The following is a 17,178-nucleotide window of genomic DNA, read 5'->3' as shown; positions in this document are numbered from 1 at the left end:
CTGTGTGAAGCGTCGTCGGACTCGATCGCCATGCGTGGTCGGCAGAGCGCAGGTGGACTGGTGGCTCGCTAGCGGCTGGGAGGGGCACTTCACGGCTGAACGCGTCGTATGCGGCGCAATACCGCAGGGAACAAGAAGTCCCGGCGCGGTGCGGCGGAACGAGTGGTTTCGGCGCGGTGCGGGGCGGAACGAAAAGCCCAGCGCCGTGCGAGGCAGAACGAAAAGCCCAGCGCCGTGCGGGGCGCAGCGAAAAGTCGTGGCGCGGTGCGGGCGGAACGGGTAGTTCCGGCGCGGTGCTGTTCGCGACGTCGCCCGGTGTATGCCTTTCCAGATCGACTACGCCCCAGGGTTTTCCTCGAACAGTGCTGGGCGCGTTGGGAGCCGTACCCGGCTTACCTCCCGCGGTTGGTCTGCGCGGGTGCGGCTTCCGGCGTGGTCGACCGGCTGTGGTCGCGTTTCTTCGGGGTGGGTCGGGCGTCGAGTTTGCGTGAAAATCGACGGTAGTCAAATGGTTGCTATTCGATCTTCGATTGCCACCATATGACTACCGTCGAATCCATTTCTCTATCGACCGTAGTCAAATGGCGGTTGCGGGCTTGACAGACCGCGCCCGCTCTTCGGGGTTGCACTCGCTGAACGCAACCAGAGCCGGTCGACCCGGCCGGAAGCCGCACCCACGCTCACCGACTGCGGAAGGTAAGCCGGGTACGACACATGACGCGCCCAGCACCGCTCCGAGGCAAACCTGGGTAGGAACCAGAAACGGACAAGGACCCCGGGGCACGTCGCCCACCCGGCCTGAACCGAACTCACCGATCCCCCGCCCCCAGCACCGCCGCGCGAAACTGGACAACCGCGTCGACCTGACCGAACTCGCATCCTGCCTCCGCCCCAGCGACAAGCACCGGACCGCACACCCCCACCGAACACTCGGGCTCGCAACCGAACCCGCCCCCTACAGATCCCGCAACTCCTCCTCGAACGCCCGCTGCCGCTCGATCCTCTTCCGCGCGTCGTAATCTCGCATCCGCTGCGGATACCCGGTCTTGCGAACCTCGTACACCGGAATGCTCAGATCACTCGCCAACCGCTGAGCCCCGCGCTCCCCGACGATCCGACGCGTCCATTCCCCGTCCGCGGCGACCAACACCACCGTGACATCCGTCATAGTGGTCTTCGGCTCCAGGTACCCCTCCACGCCGATGTGCGTGCGCACCCAGTCGGCGAGGTAGCGGGCGTCCTCGTTGCCCGAGGTCTTTGCACGTCCGGCGGGACCGCCCCGGTTCAGAGCGCCACGGAAACGATCCAGCAAACCCATCGACGCCGACCTCCTTCGTACACCGGACAAATGCTCACACCCGGTCCTCCCATACTGCCAGCTTCCCGGTAGAGACATGCCCTGTGCTACACGCCACGCGGACGAGTGCAAGGATGGACCGCGGTACAAGAACCGCACAGATCTCCGGTGCCACTCAGAATGATGGTGGCTTCCGGGTTTTCACCGCGACCAGCGGTGGGCGACCCGCCAGAGATCAACTGTTGTAGAACCCGTCGAGCAGTCAGAGGAGTCAACGGACATGGCCTTCTCCGTCCAGATGCCGGCTCTTGGTGAGAGCGTCACCGAGGGAACGGTGACCAGGTGGCTGAAGCAGGAAGGAGACACGGTCGAGGTCGACGAGCCGCTGCTCGAGGTCTCCACCGACAAGGTCGACACCGAGATCCCGTCCCCGGCGGCGGGTGTGCTGTCGAAGATCGTCGCCCAGGAAGACGACGTGGTCGAGGTCGGCGGCGAGCTCGGCGTGATCAGCGACGCAGGTGAGGCGCCCGCCGCCGAGACCGCGCCCGCGCCAGAAGCCGCCGCACCGGCCGCCGCCGAAGAGTCGGTCGAAGCCGAACCCGAGCCCGCCGCACCGGCTCCCGCCGAGCAGGCCCCCGCCGAGCAGCCCGCTGCCGCGTCGGCAGGCGCCGCCGAGGGCACCCCGGTGAAGATGCCCGAGCTGGGCGAGTCGGTCACCGAGGGCACCGTCACCCGCTGGCTGAAGTCGGTCGGCGACAAGATCGAGGTCGACGAGCCGCTGCTCGAGGTCTCCACCGACAAGGTCGACACCGAGATCCCCTCGCCCGTCGCGGGCACCCTGCTGGAGATCACGGCGCAAGAAGACGACGTGGTCTCCGTCGGCGGACAGCTCGGCGTGATCGGCAGCGGCGCCCCCGCCGCCTCCGCCCCGGCTCCCGCTCCGGCCCCCGCGCCCGAAGCCAAGCCCGAACCGGCTCCCGCTCCGAAGCCCGAGCCCAAGCCCGAACCGGCCCCCGCCGCCGCGGCTCCCAAGCCCGCTCCGGCTCCTGCCCCGGCTCCGAAGCCCGCCCCGGCTCCCGCCGCGGCCAAGGCCCCGGCTGCCGACGGCAACGGCGCGACCCCGTACGTCACCCCGTTGGTGCGCAAGCTCGCCGAGGAGAACGGCGTCGACCTGGCCTCCGTGCAGGGCTCCGGCGTCGGCGGCCGCATCCGCAAGCAGGACGTGCTCGCCGCGGCCGAGGCCAAGAAGGCCCCGGCTCCCGCCGCAGCGCCCGCTCCGGCCGCCGCCGCGCCCGCCGCCAAGGCTCCGTCGGCTCCGGCCGCCGCCCAGCTGGCGCACCTGCGCGGGACCGTCCAGAAGGCCAACCGGATCCGGCAGATCACCGCCACCAAGACCCGCGAATCGCTGCAGACCACCGCGCAGCTGACCCAGGTCCACGAGGCCGACGTCACCAAGATCGCGGCGCTGCGGGCGCAGGCCAAGGCCGCGTTCAAGGACCGCGAGGGCGTCAACCTGACGTTCCTGCCGTTCTTCGCGAAGGCGGTCGTCGAGGCGCTCGGCGTGCACCCGAACGTCAACGCCTCCTACGACGAGGGCACCAAGGAGATCACCTACCACGCCTCGGTGCACCTCGGCATCGCCGTCGACACCGAGCAGGGCCTGCTCTCCCCGGTCATCCACAACGCCAGCGACCTGTCGCTCGCCGGTCTGGCCCGCGCCATCGCCGACATCGCCGACCGGGCGCGCAACGGCGGCCTGAAGCCGGACGAGCTGGCGGGCGGCACCTTCACCATCACCAACATCGGCAGCCAGGGCGCGCTGTTCGACACCCCGATCCTGGTTCCGCCGCAGGCGGCCATGCTCGGCACCGGCGCGATCGTCAAGCGTCCGGTGGTGGTGACCGACGAGACCGGCAACGAGTCGATCGGCGTGCGCTCCATGTGCTACCTGCCGCTCACCTACGATCACCGCCTCATCGACGGCGCGGACGCCGGTCGCTTCCTGACCACGATCCGCCACCGCCTCGAAGAGGCCGCGTTCGAGGCCGATCTGGGCCTGTAACCCGGGAAGGTTCGACCCGCATGAAGGTCGTGATCGCCGGTTCGTCCGGGCTGATCGGGACAGCGCTCGTCGCGGCACTGCGCCGCGACGGGCACGAGGTGGCCCGTCTGGTGCGCCGTCCCGCCGCCGCCCCGGACGAGTTCGTCTGGAATCCCGCCCGCGCCGAGCTCGACGAGCGGGCTTTGCGCGGAGCGGACGCGGTGGTCAACCTGTGCGGGGCGAGCCTCGGGCGGCGCCGCTGGAACGGCAGCTACAAACAGGAGCTGCGCGACAGCCGCATCACCCCGACCGACGTCCTCGCCAACAAGGTGGCCGCCGCGGGCGTGCCGGTGCTGGTCAACGCCAGCGGCGTGCACTACTACGGCGGCGCCACCGGTGACCGCGTCGTGGACGAATCCTCCCCCGCCGGTTCGGGTTTCCTCGCCACGCTGTGCCGTGACTGGGAAGCCGCGACCGGCCCCGCCAGCGCCGCGGGCGTGCGCACGGTGCTGTTGCGCAGCGCCGTCGTGCTGTCCAAGCACGGCGGGATGCTCGGCATGCTGCACCCGCTGTACTGGCTCGGTCTCGGTGGACGGCTGGGCAACGGGCGCCAGTACACGCCGTGGATCTCGCTGGACGACGAGATCGGCGCGATCGTCTTCGCGCTCACCAACGACAGCGTGTCCGGACCGATCAACACGGTCGGCCCGGCCCCGGTCACCAATGCCGAATTCAACCGCGCGCTCGGACGTGCGCTGCACCGGCCGACCCCGCTGGTGCTGCCCGCGTTCGCGCTGCGCGGGCTGATCGGGGAATTCGCGGACGAAGCCATCCTGCGTGGACCGCGTGCGATCCCCACGGCGCTCGAAGAGGCGGGCTACCCCTTCCGTCATCCCACGATCGGCGCGGCGTTGGCGGCGACCATCGGCCGCGACGCCGACGACCGGTGAGTCATTCCACCGCGCGTCGTGTTGCCGCAGCCATGACCAAGACGCGGCCGTTGTAGTCCGGCTATCGGGCATCCCACGAACCACGGCCATCAGCAAGCATTGCGCGGTCAAGACGATCTGCGGCCGCGTTGCCACACGTGGCGGGATGTCGCCCTCACTCGGACTCGCTCAGTGGCCGGCAGCCGCTCCCCGCGCGTCCACGGCACCGCGCAAGTGCGGCGTCGCGACCACACCCGACGCCGACGACAGGTGATCCAGCCCGCATTGCCGCAGGTTCCCTGACGCGCGATGATCGGATTCGAACACCGTAGGCCCGCACACACCGCGCATGCCGGGCGCCGCCTACCTCCTTCGCCGAACCCACGGAGAACGCCGTTGACCGCCATGGACACCCGCAACGCCACCGTCATCCGCGACGCGCGCGAAGGTGACCTATCCGCGATCCTCGACATCCACAACGCCAACATCGCCACCTCCACCGCCATCTGGGATATCGACGAAGTCGGCATCGACGAGCGCCAGACCTGGTTCCGCGCCCGGGTCGAGGCGGGCATGCCCGTCCTCGTCGCCGAGGTCGACGGCGAAGTCGCCGGATACGCCAGCTACGGCCAGTGGCGGCCGAAAGTGGGATACCGCTACTCCGTGGAGAACTCGGTCTACATCGCCGACCGCTTCCAGCGCCGTGGCCTCGCCAGCGCCCTGCTGACCGAATTGATCGACCGCGCCGCGACATCCGCGCGAGTGCACGCGATGATCGCCGCCATCGAGTCGAGCAACACCGGGTCGATCGCACTGCACGAGCGATTCGGTTTCGTGGTGGTCGGCCAATTGCCCGAGGTGGGCCACAAATTCGGCCGCTGGATGGATCTGACGTTGATGCAGCTGACGCTGCCGGTCGAGGTGGATTGAATCCATCGCGTCCCCGGGTCGCGGCAAACTCCCGTCACAGGGTGCATGCCGGTCCGCGGTTCCGGTGACGGACCGCAGACCAAGCGCCGCGGCTCGCCGAAGGTGGCGGACTGACCGCATCGTTCCCAGCGGATACGTTCGACGGCCCCTCGCAGGGTGGCGTAGGACCGGCTGTCTCGCACACAGACCACACCGCCGCTCGTCTGCCCGGCTCGGTTCACCAGCTGGAATGGGCTGTCCCCGAAAGCCCGCTGTGATCGAGAATTCCCGAGTTCGGCCGAGCCTCAGTTCCGCGGATCACCCCCGCGGCCCCCGCAGCGTTGCGCACGTCCCCGTCGCGCCAAAGATGCCGTACCGCCCCACCATTTCTCTCCGGCGGATGAGCCCGAGCCTCTGCGGCCGACCGGACGCACGGCGGCGGCCCGCAAGCCTGTGGCATACCGCACACCGAGTCCCTGACGAGCGCGCAACCGCAGGGCGTACCGTCAACGGCGTGAACGACACGCGCACCACCTGGTCCGCCCGCTTCGATCGCACCCCGATCGTCGTCGAGGACCTCGGGCTCATCGACTACCATTCCGCCTGGGACCTGCAGCGATCCATCGCCGCCGAACGCGCCGAAGGCCTCGGCTCCGATCGCCTGCTGCTGCTCGAACACCCCTCCGTGTACACGGCAGGCCGCCGCACCGAGGAAGCGGACCTGCCGATCGACGGAAGCCCCGTGGTGCAGGTCGACCGCGGCGGAAAGATCACCTGGCACGGCCCCGGCCAACTGGTCGGCTACCCGATCATCCGGCTGGCCGAGCCCGTCGACGTCGTCCAGTACGTGCGCCGCCTCGAGGAGGCGCTGATCTCGGTGTGCACCGAACTCGGCCTCACCGTCGGCCGCGTCGATGGCCGCTCCGGCGTCTGGCTGCCCGCCAACGACTGGTCCCCCGAACGCAAGATCGCCGCCATCGGCGTCCGCGTGCAGCGCGGCGTTGCCCTGCACGGCCTTTCGTTCAACTGCAACTCCATGGACGGCTTCGGCGCCATCGTCCCGTGCGGCATCCGCGACGCAGGCGTCACCACGTTGACCCGCGAACTCGGCCGCGAAGTCACGGTCGCCGAGATCAAGCCGATGGTCGCCGACGCGATCGTGCGCGCGCTGAACGGGGATCTCCCCGTCAGCGACCACGACATCAACCGGACCGCGGCCGTCCCCGCCCACCGCACCACGGCCGACGCCAAAGCCGCCGACGGCGCAGGTGTGCCCGAGGCTGACTCCGCGACACCCACAGGTTCGACCGCCGACGTGAAGGTCGCCGACAACGGCACCGAACCCGCAGGCATGTCCACGATGCCCCACACTGCCAGGCGCACCGACCCGGCACGCGCGGCGGACAGCGCCACCAACGCACCCCACCGCACGGCCCCCTCCACCCCGGCAGCGGCCGACACCCGAGGCGTAAGGTCGATCAAGTGACCTCAGTCGACACCCCGACACCGCACAACGCGTCCGCACCCAACGGCCGCAAACTCCTGCGCATCGAAGCCCGCAACGCGGAAACCCCCATCGAGCGCAAACCCAAGTGGATCCGCACCCGCGCCACCATGGGCCCCGAGTACACCGAACTCAAGGGCCTGGTGAAGCGCGAGGGTCTGCACACCGTGTGCGAAGAAGCGGGCTGCCCCAACATCTTCGAATGCTGGGAAGACCGCGAGGCCACCTTCCTCATCGGCGGCGAACAGTGCACCCGCCGCTGCGACTTCTGCCAAATCGACACCGGCAAACCCGCAGCCCTCGACCGCGACGAACCCCGCCGCGTCGCCGAAAGCGTCGAGGCCATGGGCCTCCGCTACTCCACCATCACCGGCGTCGCCCGCGACGACCTGGAAGACGGCGGCGCCTGGCTCTACGCCGAAACCGTCCGCGCCATCAAGTCTTTGAACCCCAACACCGGCGTCGAACTCCTCATCCCCGACTTCAACGCCGACCCCGACCAGCTCGCCGAGGTCTTCTCCTCCCGCCCGGAGGTCCTGGCGCACAACCTCGAAACGGTTCCGCGCATCTTCAAGCGCATCCGGCCGGCGTTCCGCTACGAGCGCTCCCTCGCGGTCCTCACCGCGGCCCGCGAGGCTGGCTTGGTCACCAAGTCCAACCTCATCCTGGGCATGGGCGAAACCCCTGAGGAAGTCACCCAAGCCATGCGCGACCTCCACGAGGCGGGCTGCGACATCCTCACCATCACCCAATACCTCCGCCCTTCGCCCCGCCACCACCCGGTGGACCGGTGGGTCAAGCCGGAGGAATTCGTCGAACACTCCAAGGTCGCCGAAGAAATCGGCTTCGCGGGTGTCATGGCAGGCCCCCTCGTCCGCTCCTCCTACCGAGCAGGCCGCCTCTACGCCCAGGCAATGACCCACCACGGCCGCGAAATCCCTTCGGCCATGGCCCATCTCGCCGAGGAAGGCACGGCCTCCCAGGAAGCCAGCTCCGTACTGGCCCGCTTCGGCAGCTGATACCGCCGGACGTCGGCTGACAGCCGTGGCTCGCGCCCACGGCTGTGCCAGCGCCTCCATTCGACCCCGGGATCGGGCAGTCCCGCTCGGATGAATCTCCGAATTCGTCATCGGGTCGGCAGCCGTCGGCGTAAACCGGGGGAAGACGGCGCAGGCAGAGATTTTGCGCTGTCGAATATGGCTTTCGTTCAGCGGCTGCTGGCACCGACCGCCGAGAAGTCCTGCCAGATAGTGCTGGTTAGCCGCTTGATCGATGTGCTCTTCGCACAGTTGCCCCACCTGGACTCCGGCGCTCAAGGCACCAGATCGGTGAGGAACTCCTGGGTCTCGGGGTCCGTTGCGTAGATGACCACCCCCCGCATCCCACGGGTGAGCAGCACCTTGTAGACATTGCGGATAAGCCGGTCGAAATCGTCGTCGAACAGTCGCTTCGACTTCATGGCCTTGTCATGGCTGCTCCCCCGCACGGTGGCGAGACGCCCGTTGCGAACCACCAGATCGGGACCGATGATGACGCCCGCCCAATCGTATTCGAAGCCTTGCGCGGTATAGACGCAGCCGATCTGATCGAAACCGGCCGGATCGGTCGCCCAGAACAACCTGGACGGAACTCCATTTACCGCCCTATCCGACTTCGAATTCCACGGCATCGACCACGACCCGATGCGAACGTCGTCGACCAGGCTTCCATCCGGGTTCGGATCGCTCCACGGCCAGCAGTACCCGGCGGTGATGCGCGCCGACTCCCCGACGTCGTTCTTCGCCCGCAGAAAGTCCTGCATCTGTTGCGGCGACTGCGCCACCCGAACCTCGAAGTTCGGGTCACCGGACCATGGAGTCGGCCCGCCGACCCGCAAGCCGAGTAGTCGACGTACCCACTCGTCATACTCTTCACTACCACCGCACCGGAACAACCCATCCAAGGCGATGTGGTGCACCGGGTAGCCGGCACGGGTTGCGTGCGAATGGATCTCGTCGAAAGTACCCACTTCACCCGGCCGAACGACTTGATGTTCGTCCAGAAGGAACACCGGCACCTTGGCCGCGGAGATGAGTTCGTCGATCTGCGGCCGATCGGTGCGCTTCTCCTTCTTGGTGAACCGGTTGGTCGAAACCGACCGGATGCGATGGGCTTCATCGCAGATCAGTACATCCAGCTCGTTCTTCCGATAATCGGCGAAGGTACGGTAGTACTGGAACAAGCCCTTCAGCTCAGTAGAACCTCTCGCTGGGAACTTCCGCAGCGACTCGGTGAAGGCCTGTGCGCCGGTCGCGTGGCGGACCCGTTTTCCTTCGCGGTGTAGTTCCGCGAGCAACGTGACCGCTATGAGGCTTTTCCCACTGCCGGGACCGCCGGTCACGATCACGACGCTCTTCTGATCTCGCTCGTGGGACAACCGGACCTGATCGAGTACCCGCTGGTACGCTATCTCCTGCTTGTCCAGCAATGAATACTCTGTTGCCGCACTACGCAATTCCGATGCCGTCAAGGCAAACAGGCTGGGCCGCGGACGAATCGGGCTCTTCAACAATCGTTCCGACGACGAAACGTCCGACACCGGCGCGAACCGACTCTTCAGGAACTTCAGAAACTCGTCGCGTCCCTCTCCGGTGAACATGCGGCCAAATTGATCGGGATGTCGGGCGCGCAAGGTACTGATCGAGTTCTCGGACGCGTTGTGCAGGTAGGCGACGCCATGTACCGCATGCGGACGATCGTGGAGCACCTCGACATACTGTGCGAGGTACTTGCAGTAGCCGCGTACCTGCTCGATCGGATGTAGCTGTTCGTCTGGTAGCCCACGAGCCCTGACAATGCGGTCGCTGTTGTACGCCAGCTCGGCCGCGCTCCACTGTTTGAGCTCGACAACCACATAGCTGTCCTCACCGGTCCGCGGATCGATCCCGCTGAGAACCACGTCCGCCCGGGAATTCGTCTCCGGCAACCGAAATTCGATCAGCATGTCGACCTGCCCTAGGCCGGCATCCTGCAAGTCCCGTGCTATCCGTGGAAGACTGGCTTCCCAGGACCGCAGCTCGGAGTTACGGTGCCCCGCTTGCCGTCGCAGATGATCGGCGATCATCTGGGCGAGCGTCGCTTCGGCCGACCAGGCCAGCACCTCCGCCGCGGTCGACCGCAGAGCTCTCTCCACCACGCCTTCTACCCCTAGGCAGCACGAAACCTCGTGCAGCGGGGGCCTATCCGCGCAGCGGAAGCCCGTCGGGCCGCAAACTGACAATCAGAATCGTATCGTACGTCTCGCTGCGAGCCGAACTTCGTGTTGCACAACTCATTCGACTCGGACTGCGGACCCACCTACCGCAAGTAGGCCCCCAGCGAAGGCTAATCGCAAATACATAGCTATCACGAGCCGACCATGGAATCCCTGATCGAATGGGACAGGAGCCCATCGCTATGGGACCGGTTTCTCCTGTACCGGGCTCGCACCCTCGCCGACTTCGCTCGGGTCTGGCGTATTGCTTTCGCCACGTGTGTCCCACGATGGAGTGCCGGACACCTGCGGACCGAATCCGCAGTGCTCGATATTCCGGTGGTCGACGCCGCTCGCTCCCGGAGCGCGCCTGTGCGGCGAGTATCGTCCGAGTCGAGGTAGCGGGTAGTCGGCCAGCGCTTTCGTGGCGTGCGAGCGCCGCGTGGAGCCGCGGAGGTATCCCGAAACGTACACGCGAGAGACTCGCGTGAGCTCCTGCAGTTCCCAGTCACCTGAACCTGGCGGGGATCCCGATGCCCATCGAGCATTGGCGTATCGAATGTCTAAATGGCTTCGATGTTTCTGATCAATGTCGCGAGCTCGATGACGCGCCGATCCTGTTCGCCATACCGAACCGCCATCTGACTGTGCAGATGCTGGAGCCTGGCTAGGGCAGCTTGGACATCGCCGTTGTGCGCGTCGCAGCTCGCCAGTTTGCGTTGACAGAACATGACCTGTTCGTCGTACGGCCCACGCTCGGTGGTGATGTCGTCGATGAGGCTGCGGTATATCTCGGCCGCCCCGGAGTAGTCGCCGGCTTCGAAGCGGAGAGAGGCGAGCTGCATCCTGGCTTCGATCACATCCGCATCGCGCGACCCGAACAGCGGAACAGCGAAGTCCACCATGGTTTCCAGCGCATGCAGTGCCGGATCGTATTGCGAGTCATCGGCGAGATCGCGTGCACGTTCGACCGCCCGTTGCAGATCGCCGCGGCTGAAATCGGCAGTCACCGCGATCTCTTCCGGCAGGTCTACTCGCCTACCGACGGCCGGACCGAGTGCGGGGTCAGCTGTGTCTCCATGGGCCGACGCCGCGCCAACGGCCTTGGCATACATGAAAGCCGGACCGTGGAGATCGTCGATCTCCGGCAGCATCCCCAACCCCGTCGCATGCCGAAGCAGCAAGGTATGCACCGTCGCCGCATCCTCGGGTCGCTGGTCAGGCGACTTGGCGAGCATGCTCATGATGAGCTCGGCCATATCGGCAGGGATCTCGGGACGTATCTCGCGAATATCGGGCGAGGGCAGGTGGACTTGGTTCTGCCACACCGCGTACGGCGTGCTACCGGTCATCACCCGATCTCCGGTGAGCAGCTCGTGCAGCACCAACCCGAGCGCGTACAGATCGGTCTGCGGCACTACCGGCCGGCCTTCGACTTGTTCAGGTGCCATGAAAGCAGGCGTACCGAGAGTGTGCCCAGTGCTGGTGTACCGGGTCATGTCGGTATCGAGGATGACAGCGAGCCCGAAGTCCAGTACCTTCACGGTCCCGTCGGCGCACAGCATGAGATTCGACGGCTTCAGATCGCGGTGGTAGATGCGGTTTCGGTGGGTCGCCGCGAGCACGGCCGCGGCCTGGGCTCCAAGCGTCGCGACCGCTCCGATCGCCAGCGGCCCGCGCCGGTCCAGGAGTTCGCCCAAGGTGACTCCTTCGATGAACTCCATCACCAGATAGGGCCGCTCGGGGTTGCCCGGGACCGTGCCGGCATCGTGGATCACGGGCATCCCGGGGTGACGCAGGCGCGCCATGAGTTCTGCCTCCCGGAAGAAGCGCTTGGTCCAGTCCGGATCGCTGTCGAGACCCGGCTGCGGGAACTTCACCGCGATGCGCCGTTTCAGGTGGCGATCGAATCCCTCGTATACCTGCCCCATTCCGCCGGCGCCGATCTCTCTGACGAGTTCGTACCGATCTCCGACGACCTGCGGTTGCACCGCCGCTACCTCCGTGAGTCCTGATGTGCTGACACGCCGAGCTATTCGGCCGGGCTGGGCCGCAGCACCCCGGCAGCCAATCCCCCGATGCCCGCGCGCACCACTTGTTCGATGCTCGCACGTCGACGGCGCCAGGACGACTCGAGCTCGATCAGCTGCTCGAAAGCTGTTCCGTAACAGTCTTGCTCAGCCAACGGGATACGGGGGACCTCGACCCTGTACAGATCGAACGGAAGGCCGTCGGCGACATCGACCGCACTCCGCAGCACACACGCGAGAAACCGTGGATCGAACGTGTCGGGGTTTCCACGGACCAGGTGAATACCCGGCCCGAGCAGTACGCCGTCCTCTGCACACACCCTCACCGCGGCACCCACGCCGACGACGACCGCGACGTCACCGGTGTGCACCGTAACGGCGCCCGGACCATCTGCCGAGCCCCGTCTCGAAGGTGGCCGATCCAGGCGGATGTCTTTCGCCGACAGCATCGGAAGGTCACCACCACCGGACCCGATCGCCGGTGGCGCCTCGTGAACGGAGACCGCCTCCGCCTCGACCAAGTCCTCGAGCAGAACCGTGCCATGGGACGCCGAGTTGGGTAGCAGCGCGGGCGGCATCGACATCGGTTGGTCGAGCAGTGCAGCGCGCAGGGTGGCGTAATCGTTCCAGCCGTCGGTCACGGTCGCGCCTTTCCCACATCGATCGAGCTGTCGGGAAGAAGAGCTCCCGCCGTCAGTCCAGTCGTCATGAGCTCGGTGACGTGTTCGGCGGCGGTGAAAGCGCGACCGGCGGTAGCTCGCAGCAGAAACAGCCGCCGGAACACGGCACCGTATCGTTGTTGTTCCTGCAACGAAAGCACCGGTATCCGAAGTCGGCTCGGGTCGAACCGAACGGTGGACGTTCTTGTCGCGGAGACGTTCTCGGCCCCCGTCAAGAAGCCGGCGACGAACCACGGGTCGAGCCGTTCGCCATCGAGACGCAACGCGTGCACATGCGGGCCCAACACCGCACCGGCATCCTCCACACCCGCCACCCGCGCGGCGCGCCCTGCACTTCGATCGCTGCGCACGGCTGGAAGCAGGACGTCTCCGGCTCGGACTTCGATCACTTCGGAGGGCCGCGCGGACATCATCGTTCCCGACGCCGGGTTTCCCGCAGCTACATCGGGCGCCGTCAGCACCCGCCTCGCATCGGTGGGCTCGCTCCGATCCGCATCCGCTGGTCGCGCGCGAATCCACTCCAGTTGGCCGTGCGACGCCAGATCGGCGATCGTCACGAACCGCCACGTTTTGCCTGCCGCCTCGGACCATCCGGTGACCTCCGCGGCCAACGACGTCAACTCCGACGCCGCAGCGGTGAGTCTGCTTATCGCGCCGCCGACCTGATCGGAGACCGCCCCCGCATTCAGCGACGATCGCACATACCGCGCCGGGGTGAGATCGACCTCGTCGTCGAGCACATCCACAAGTCGCGCCGCGGCCGCAACGCCCGATACCTCCGCTCGATCGGCTTCGCCGCCATCGAAGGCTCGCCACAGTCGGACAACGTTGCCGGTAACCAGGTCCCAGTCGATCCGATCGTCGCCTGGGGCATCCCGGGACAATGCGATGGTGTCCACGAAGAGCAGTGCGTCGGGCACTGCAGCGCCGGGTACAGGCCGACGCAGGATCCAGATCTGCAGTCCGATGTGCCACGGCTGCGCCGAGCCCGGGGCCAGGCCGATCACCGCGCGCAAGGCCCCGGTTCGCACGAGGTTCGCCCGAATCTTGCGACCGGAGGATCGAGTGGCCACCGCCGGTGGAAGCAAAAGCACCGCATCGGCTCCGGGATGCAGGTGAGCGATCGCGTGCTGTACCCAGGCGAGTTCCGGTTCGCCGCGTGGCGGCAGGCCATAGTCCCAGCGAGTGTCCAACGCGAGTTCACTGGAGCCCCAATCCCGTTGACCGTACGGCGGATTGCACAGCACGGTGTCGAACCGGCGACCGAGAAACGCGTCGTCCATAAGGCTGTCGCCCAGTCGCACGTCAGGCTCGAGTTCGGTGTCCGCCTCGATCATGAGCCGCGTGCGATCCACCTGGACCCGCGAAACATCTTGGCCGTGCAGCTCGGCGGCGCCGACCTCGGCGGCCGCCAGCAAGAGGGAGCCGCTCCCGCATGCCGGGTCCAGCACACTGCCGACTTCTGATTTCGTTGCCGACCTCGACAACGCTGCCATCAGTTTCGCGACTTCGGCCGGCGTCGTGTACACACCGGTCACGGGAGTGCCCTCCATCGCCCGCTCCGCCAGTGTGTCGAAAGCGATCCGAGTGCCTTCCACCTCGGCTGTCCGCGCGATTGCCGCTGCCACTTCTGCTGCGAAGAGCGAACAGTCGCCGTCCAAACCTGGTGCGACCCAGCCGCCATCGGAACGGTGCAAGGCTTCCATCACCTGTCGAACGAGCTGGGGTTCTCGCGATCGAACCAGCGTCCGAAGGTCGGCAGCAGGCGAGTCCGACACCTCGACGCCGTGCTCGGACAGCCAACCCTGCACTTGGTGCAGATCGAAGAGTGGACGAGCGTCGGTGCCTGCGATGGCCTGCGGAAAGTCGTCGTGTCTGCGTCGCCAGTTGCTGACTGTCGCGCGGGTGACGCCTGCGAGCCGAGATATCTCGGCCGCACTCACCTCCGGCATACCTCTCCTCCTCTCGGGTTACCTCCAGCTCACCTTGACTCAACCGTGAGCAAAAATCAATCCAAGATTTCAATTGACATTGTTTTCAGCTGTTCGTACAGTCTTACATCATCCGAACGAAGAATCGTCGAAACCAATCGATCACGACGAGGAGTTCCTCATGACCCCCGAACCCGAAAGACCGCTCGACTTGTGGAATCCGGCGGACCCACCGGCTCAGCGGCCGCCGGCGTCGCCCGAACAGTCGGCCGCGCATCCCGCGCCGGCTCGCCACATTGGAGGACCGCACCCGGCCATGGACACCCGGACCTCGAGCCCCCACCCACAGCCGCAACCCGCACCGCCTCACCCGCAGTACCGAGCAACACATCCGCAGCAACCGCCGATGCCGTATCCCCAGCAGGCACCGGCTCCGCTGGTGAATGTGGTGCAGCACAACGCAATTCCCGGAGCCGGGCTCATCGTCGTGCGCTCGGCCTTCCCACACGGACTGCACCTGGTGCTCTCGCTCATCACCTGCGGTATGTGGCTGCCGATCTGGCTGATCCACTACCTCATTTCCGGCAACCGCTGACCTGCCCGAACCGCTCTACGAGGAAGCGAAACATGCGTACTATCTCGACCCTGCTCGCCATCGGCGCGACCACTGTCGCTCTCACCGCCGCCGCGCCCAGCGCGCTCGCCGCACCCGACACCGGTTCGGCCGGCGGCTCCAGCAGCGGATGTGGCCCGCGGAGTAGCGCGGACCGGCTCTTCCTTAGCAAGTCGCACCATGAGGACGAGAGCTGCGAGGTCCAAGACGCCGCGATTCAGCTCGCCCTGTCGGAATGCCGGTGGCTCGACTCCCACGGTAACTCGGCGCACAACCAGATCCTGGTCGCGGAGCGCACCAGCGACACCTTGGAGTACCCCTACACCTTCCTCGACGCCGCCATCACGGCCTACTGCCCGCAGCATCAGCTCTGAAACCCTTCGAAGGACCCGAATAGCCATGTACCGCAAGCTCTTCACCGCCATCGCGTGTAGCGCCCTCGGCACTCTGGCCGCCGCCGGCATTGCCGACGCCGAACCCGCCGCCCGACTCCACGAGGGCATGCAAGTCGTCGGTCAGGACGTCCAGCCCGGCCTCTACCACACCTCCGGCCCGCGCCCCGACGACTACGGCGCCTGCTTCATCGAGTGGCTGCCTTACAAGGGAGCGAGGTCGTCGGAACTCATCGACATCGAGTCCTACACGGGCGCTTCGTACGTCCACCTGGACGATGGCGACGTCATCAACGTCACCGGCTGCGTCTGGATCCACGAGTAGCTCGGCACTCGATCACTTCCGACAAGAACAGGTAGATACACCGTGGTCGACAATCACATGGGACTGATGGAACACGACGGCCTGGACAAGGCGCTGACTGCGGCGTCGGCCGACGCCGCCGCGGCGGGAGCGCGGGTGTTCCCGTGCACCGTCTTCCGGCAGGGCCACCGAACGATGATCTCCACCTCGTTCCCGTACTCCTTCCTGGCACGTCAGGTCGTGTCGGAGTCGGTGGACAAGGGCGGAGACCCGGCGAACACGACGAATCGGCCGCTGCTGACCGATCACGTCAAGACGATCAACACCTACGTGCGGGAGAACCAGGACAACTACATCCTGCCGCCGGTCACCCTCAACGCGCGCGAGCTGCCCGCGCTGCACGTGCCGCGCGGCAACTTCAAGAACCGGCTCGGATTCATGGTGATCGGCGACAACGTGCGTTTCTACGTCACCGACGGCCAGCACCGCATCACCGCGATCAAAGGCCACGGCTCGGGACGCTCGGCGATTCCGGGGCTGGTCGATCTAGGCATCGGTTTCGAGGACGACAGTCTCGCCGTGCTGATCGTCGTCGAAGACGATCTCAAGCGCATCCATCAGGACTTCGCCGATGCCGCCCAGACCAAACAGATCCCGGCCAGTCTGCTCGCGGTCTACAACACCCGCGAGCCCGTGAACGGCGTTCTTGCCGACCTGGTGGAGCAGACTCGCTTCTTCCGCGGACGCGTCGACGCCACGGCCAAGACCCTGCCCAAGGCGTCGCAGTCGGTGTTCCTGCTGAACCAGGTGCGTCAGTTCGTCAAGGAGCTGTTGTTCGCCGATTACGCACTGGCCGAGGAATCGGTAGCTCGGCAGAGTGCGCAGTTGCTCGGGGACCGGGCTGCCCGCGACGAGTTCGTGGCCGACTCCGTGGCGCTGATCGATACTCTGTCCGCGCACATGGACCCGTGGCAAGAGATCTGTTCGCTGCCCACCACGGGCGGACCGGCCAACCAGGTCGCGGACTTCCGGCAGAAGTACATCAACATGACGGCGACCGGTCTGGTGGTCATCGGCCGCGTGGGCTACGAGATCCGTAAGAGCCCCGACTTGGCGTGGCGTTCCCACCAGTACAAGCGGCTGGCCACGGAGATCGACTGGCGCCGCAGCGCGAGCATCTGGCGCAACAACGTCGTCGTGTCCGACGACGGCAAGGTGTCCACGCAGCGCGCACCGGTGCGCGAAGCGGTCGAGAAGGTAAGGGAGCAGCTGGGTCTGCGGCCCGGCCAATAGGCGCGGGTCGGCTCGGCGCGAAA

13 protein-coding genes and 1 pseudogene are annotated in these 17,178 nt (G+C 66.6%); 9 read left to right on the top strand and 5 right to left on the bottom strand.

Annotation, left to right across the window (positions count from 1 at the left end; genetic code table 11):
- Window positions 1–955 precede the first annotated feature (955 nt).
- Window positions 956–1,318 carry an oxidoreductase gene (locus CRP45_RS17725; RefSeq protein WP_245910191.1) on the bottom strand — a complete coding sequence of 121 codons (363 nt, stop codon included), beginning with the start codon at window positions 1,316–1,318 and terminating at the stop codon, window positions 956–958.
- 259 nt (window positions 1,319–1,577) lie between these two features.
- Here CRP45_RS17725 and sucB point away from each other — a divergent pair, with 259 nt between their 5' ends.
- From sucB to lipA, 5 genes and pseudogenes are all read left to right on the top strand, one after another.
- A complete protein-coding gene (sucB, locus tag CRP45_RS17720) occupies window positions 1,578–3,359 on the top strand; it encodes a 2-oxoglutarate dehydrogenase, E2 component, dihydrolipoamide succinyltransferase (protein ID WP_097245984.1) in 1,782 nt (593 codons plus the stop codon).
- 20 nt (window positions 3,360–3,379) lie between these two features.
- A complete protein-coding gene (locus tag CRP45_RS17715; protein ID WP_097245983.1) occupies window positions 3,380–4,288 on the top strand; it encodes a TIGR01777 family oxidoreductase in 909 nt (302 codons plus the stop codon).
- A 384-nt stretch (window positions 4,289–4,672) separates the two neighbouring features.
- Window positions 4,673–5,197 carry a GNAT family N-acetyltransferase gene (locus CRP45_RS17710; protein WP_097245982.1) on the top strand — a complete coding sequence of 175 codons (525 nt, stop codon included), beginning with the start codon at window positions 4,673–4,675 and terminating at the stop codon, window positions 5,195–5,197.
- Window positions 5,198–5,690: 493 nt separating this feature from the next.
- Window positions 5,691–6,425 (top strand): annotated as a pseudogene (gene lipB, locus CRP45_RS17705) (lipoyl(octanoyl) transferase LipB); the annotation flags it as partial.
- A gap of 233 nt (window positions 6,426–6,658) precedes the next feature.
- Entirely contained in the window at window positions 6,659–7,699 is a 1,041-nt protein-coding gene (gene lipA, locus CRP45_RS17700) for a lipoyl synthase (RefSeq protein WP_097245981.1), read from the top strand.
- Window positions 7,700–7,992: 293 nt separating this feature from the next.
- Here lipA and CRP45_RS17695 read toward each other — a convergent pair whose 3' ends face one another.
- The 4 genes from CRP45_RS17695 to CRP45_RS17680 form a co-directional block, all read right to left on the bottom strand.
- Window positions 7,993–9,855, bottom strand: coding sequence for a DNA/RNA helicase domain-containing protein (locus tag CRP45_RS17695; protein WP_342747024.1), 1,863 nt, complete (start codon window positions 9,853–9,855; stop codon window positions 7,993–7,995).
- Between the two features lie 620 nt (window positions 9,856–10,475).
- A complete protein-coding gene (locus tag CRP45_RS17690; RefSeq protein ID WP_097245980.1) occupies window positions 10,476–11,903 on the bottom strand; it encodes a serine/threonine-protein kinase in 1,428 nt (475 codons plus the stop codon).
- Window positions 11,904–11,944: 41 nt separating this feature from the next.
- A complete protein-coding gene (locus CRP45_RS17685; RefSeq protein ID WP_097245979.1) occupies window positions 11,945–12,583 on the bottom strand; it encodes a hypothetical protein in 639 nt (212 codons plus the stop codon).
- On the bottom strand, window positions 12,580–14,574 hold the full coding sequence (locus CRP45_RS17680) for an N-6 DNA methylase (protein ID WP_097245978.1): 1,995 nt from the start codon (window positions 14,572–14,574) through the stop codon (window positions 12,580–12,582). The genes CRP45_RS17685 and CRP45_RS17680 overlap by 4 nt, the downstream gene beginning before the upstream one ends.
- A gap of 385 nt (window positions 14,575–14,959) precedes the next feature.
- Between CRP45_RS17680 and CRP45_RS17675 the strand changes: the two genes are divergently transcribed.
- From CRP45_RS17675 to CRP45_RS17660, 4 genes are read left to right on the top strand one after another with little or no spacing between them, the layout of a single operon-like run.
- Window positions 14,960–15,148 carry a hypothetical protein gene (locus CRP45_RS17675; protein WP_218841157.1) on the top strand — a complete coding sequence of 63 codons (189 nt, stop codon included), beginning with the start codon at window positions 14,960–14,962 and terminating at the stop codon, window positions 15,146–15,148.
- A gap of 32 nt (window positions 15,149–15,180) precedes the next feature.
- On the top strand, window positions 15,181–15,540 hold the full coding sequence (locus CRP45_RS17670; protein ID WP_097245977.1) for a DUF732 domain-containing protein: 360 nt from the start codon (window positions 15,181–15,183) through the stop codon (window positions 15,538–15,540).
- A 25-nt stretch (window positions 15,541–15,565) separates the two neighbouring features.
- Window positions 15,566–15,883: an Rv1352/Rv1906c domain-containing protein gene (locus CRP45_RS17665; RefSeq protein WP_097245976.1), complete on the top strand. Its 318-nt coding sequence runs from the start codon at window positions 15,566–15,568 to the stop codon at window positions 15,881–15,883.
- A gap of 42 nt (window positions 15,884–15,925) precedes the next feature.
- Window positions 15,926–17,155, top strand: coding sequence for a DNA sulfur modification protein DndB (locus CRP45_RS17660; protein WP_218841156.1), 1,230 nt, complete (start codon window positions 15,926–15,928; stop codon window positions 17,153–17,155).
- Window positions 17,156–17,178 lie beyond the last annotated feature (23 nt).

This window comes from Nocardia amikacinitolerans (assembly GCF_900215415.1).
Taxonomy (GTDB): Bacteria; Actinomycetota; Actinomycetes; order Mycobacteriales; family Mycobacteriaceae; genus Nocardia; species Nocardia amikacinitolerans.
This window is presented reverse-complemented; position numbering and strand designations above follow the sequence as displayed.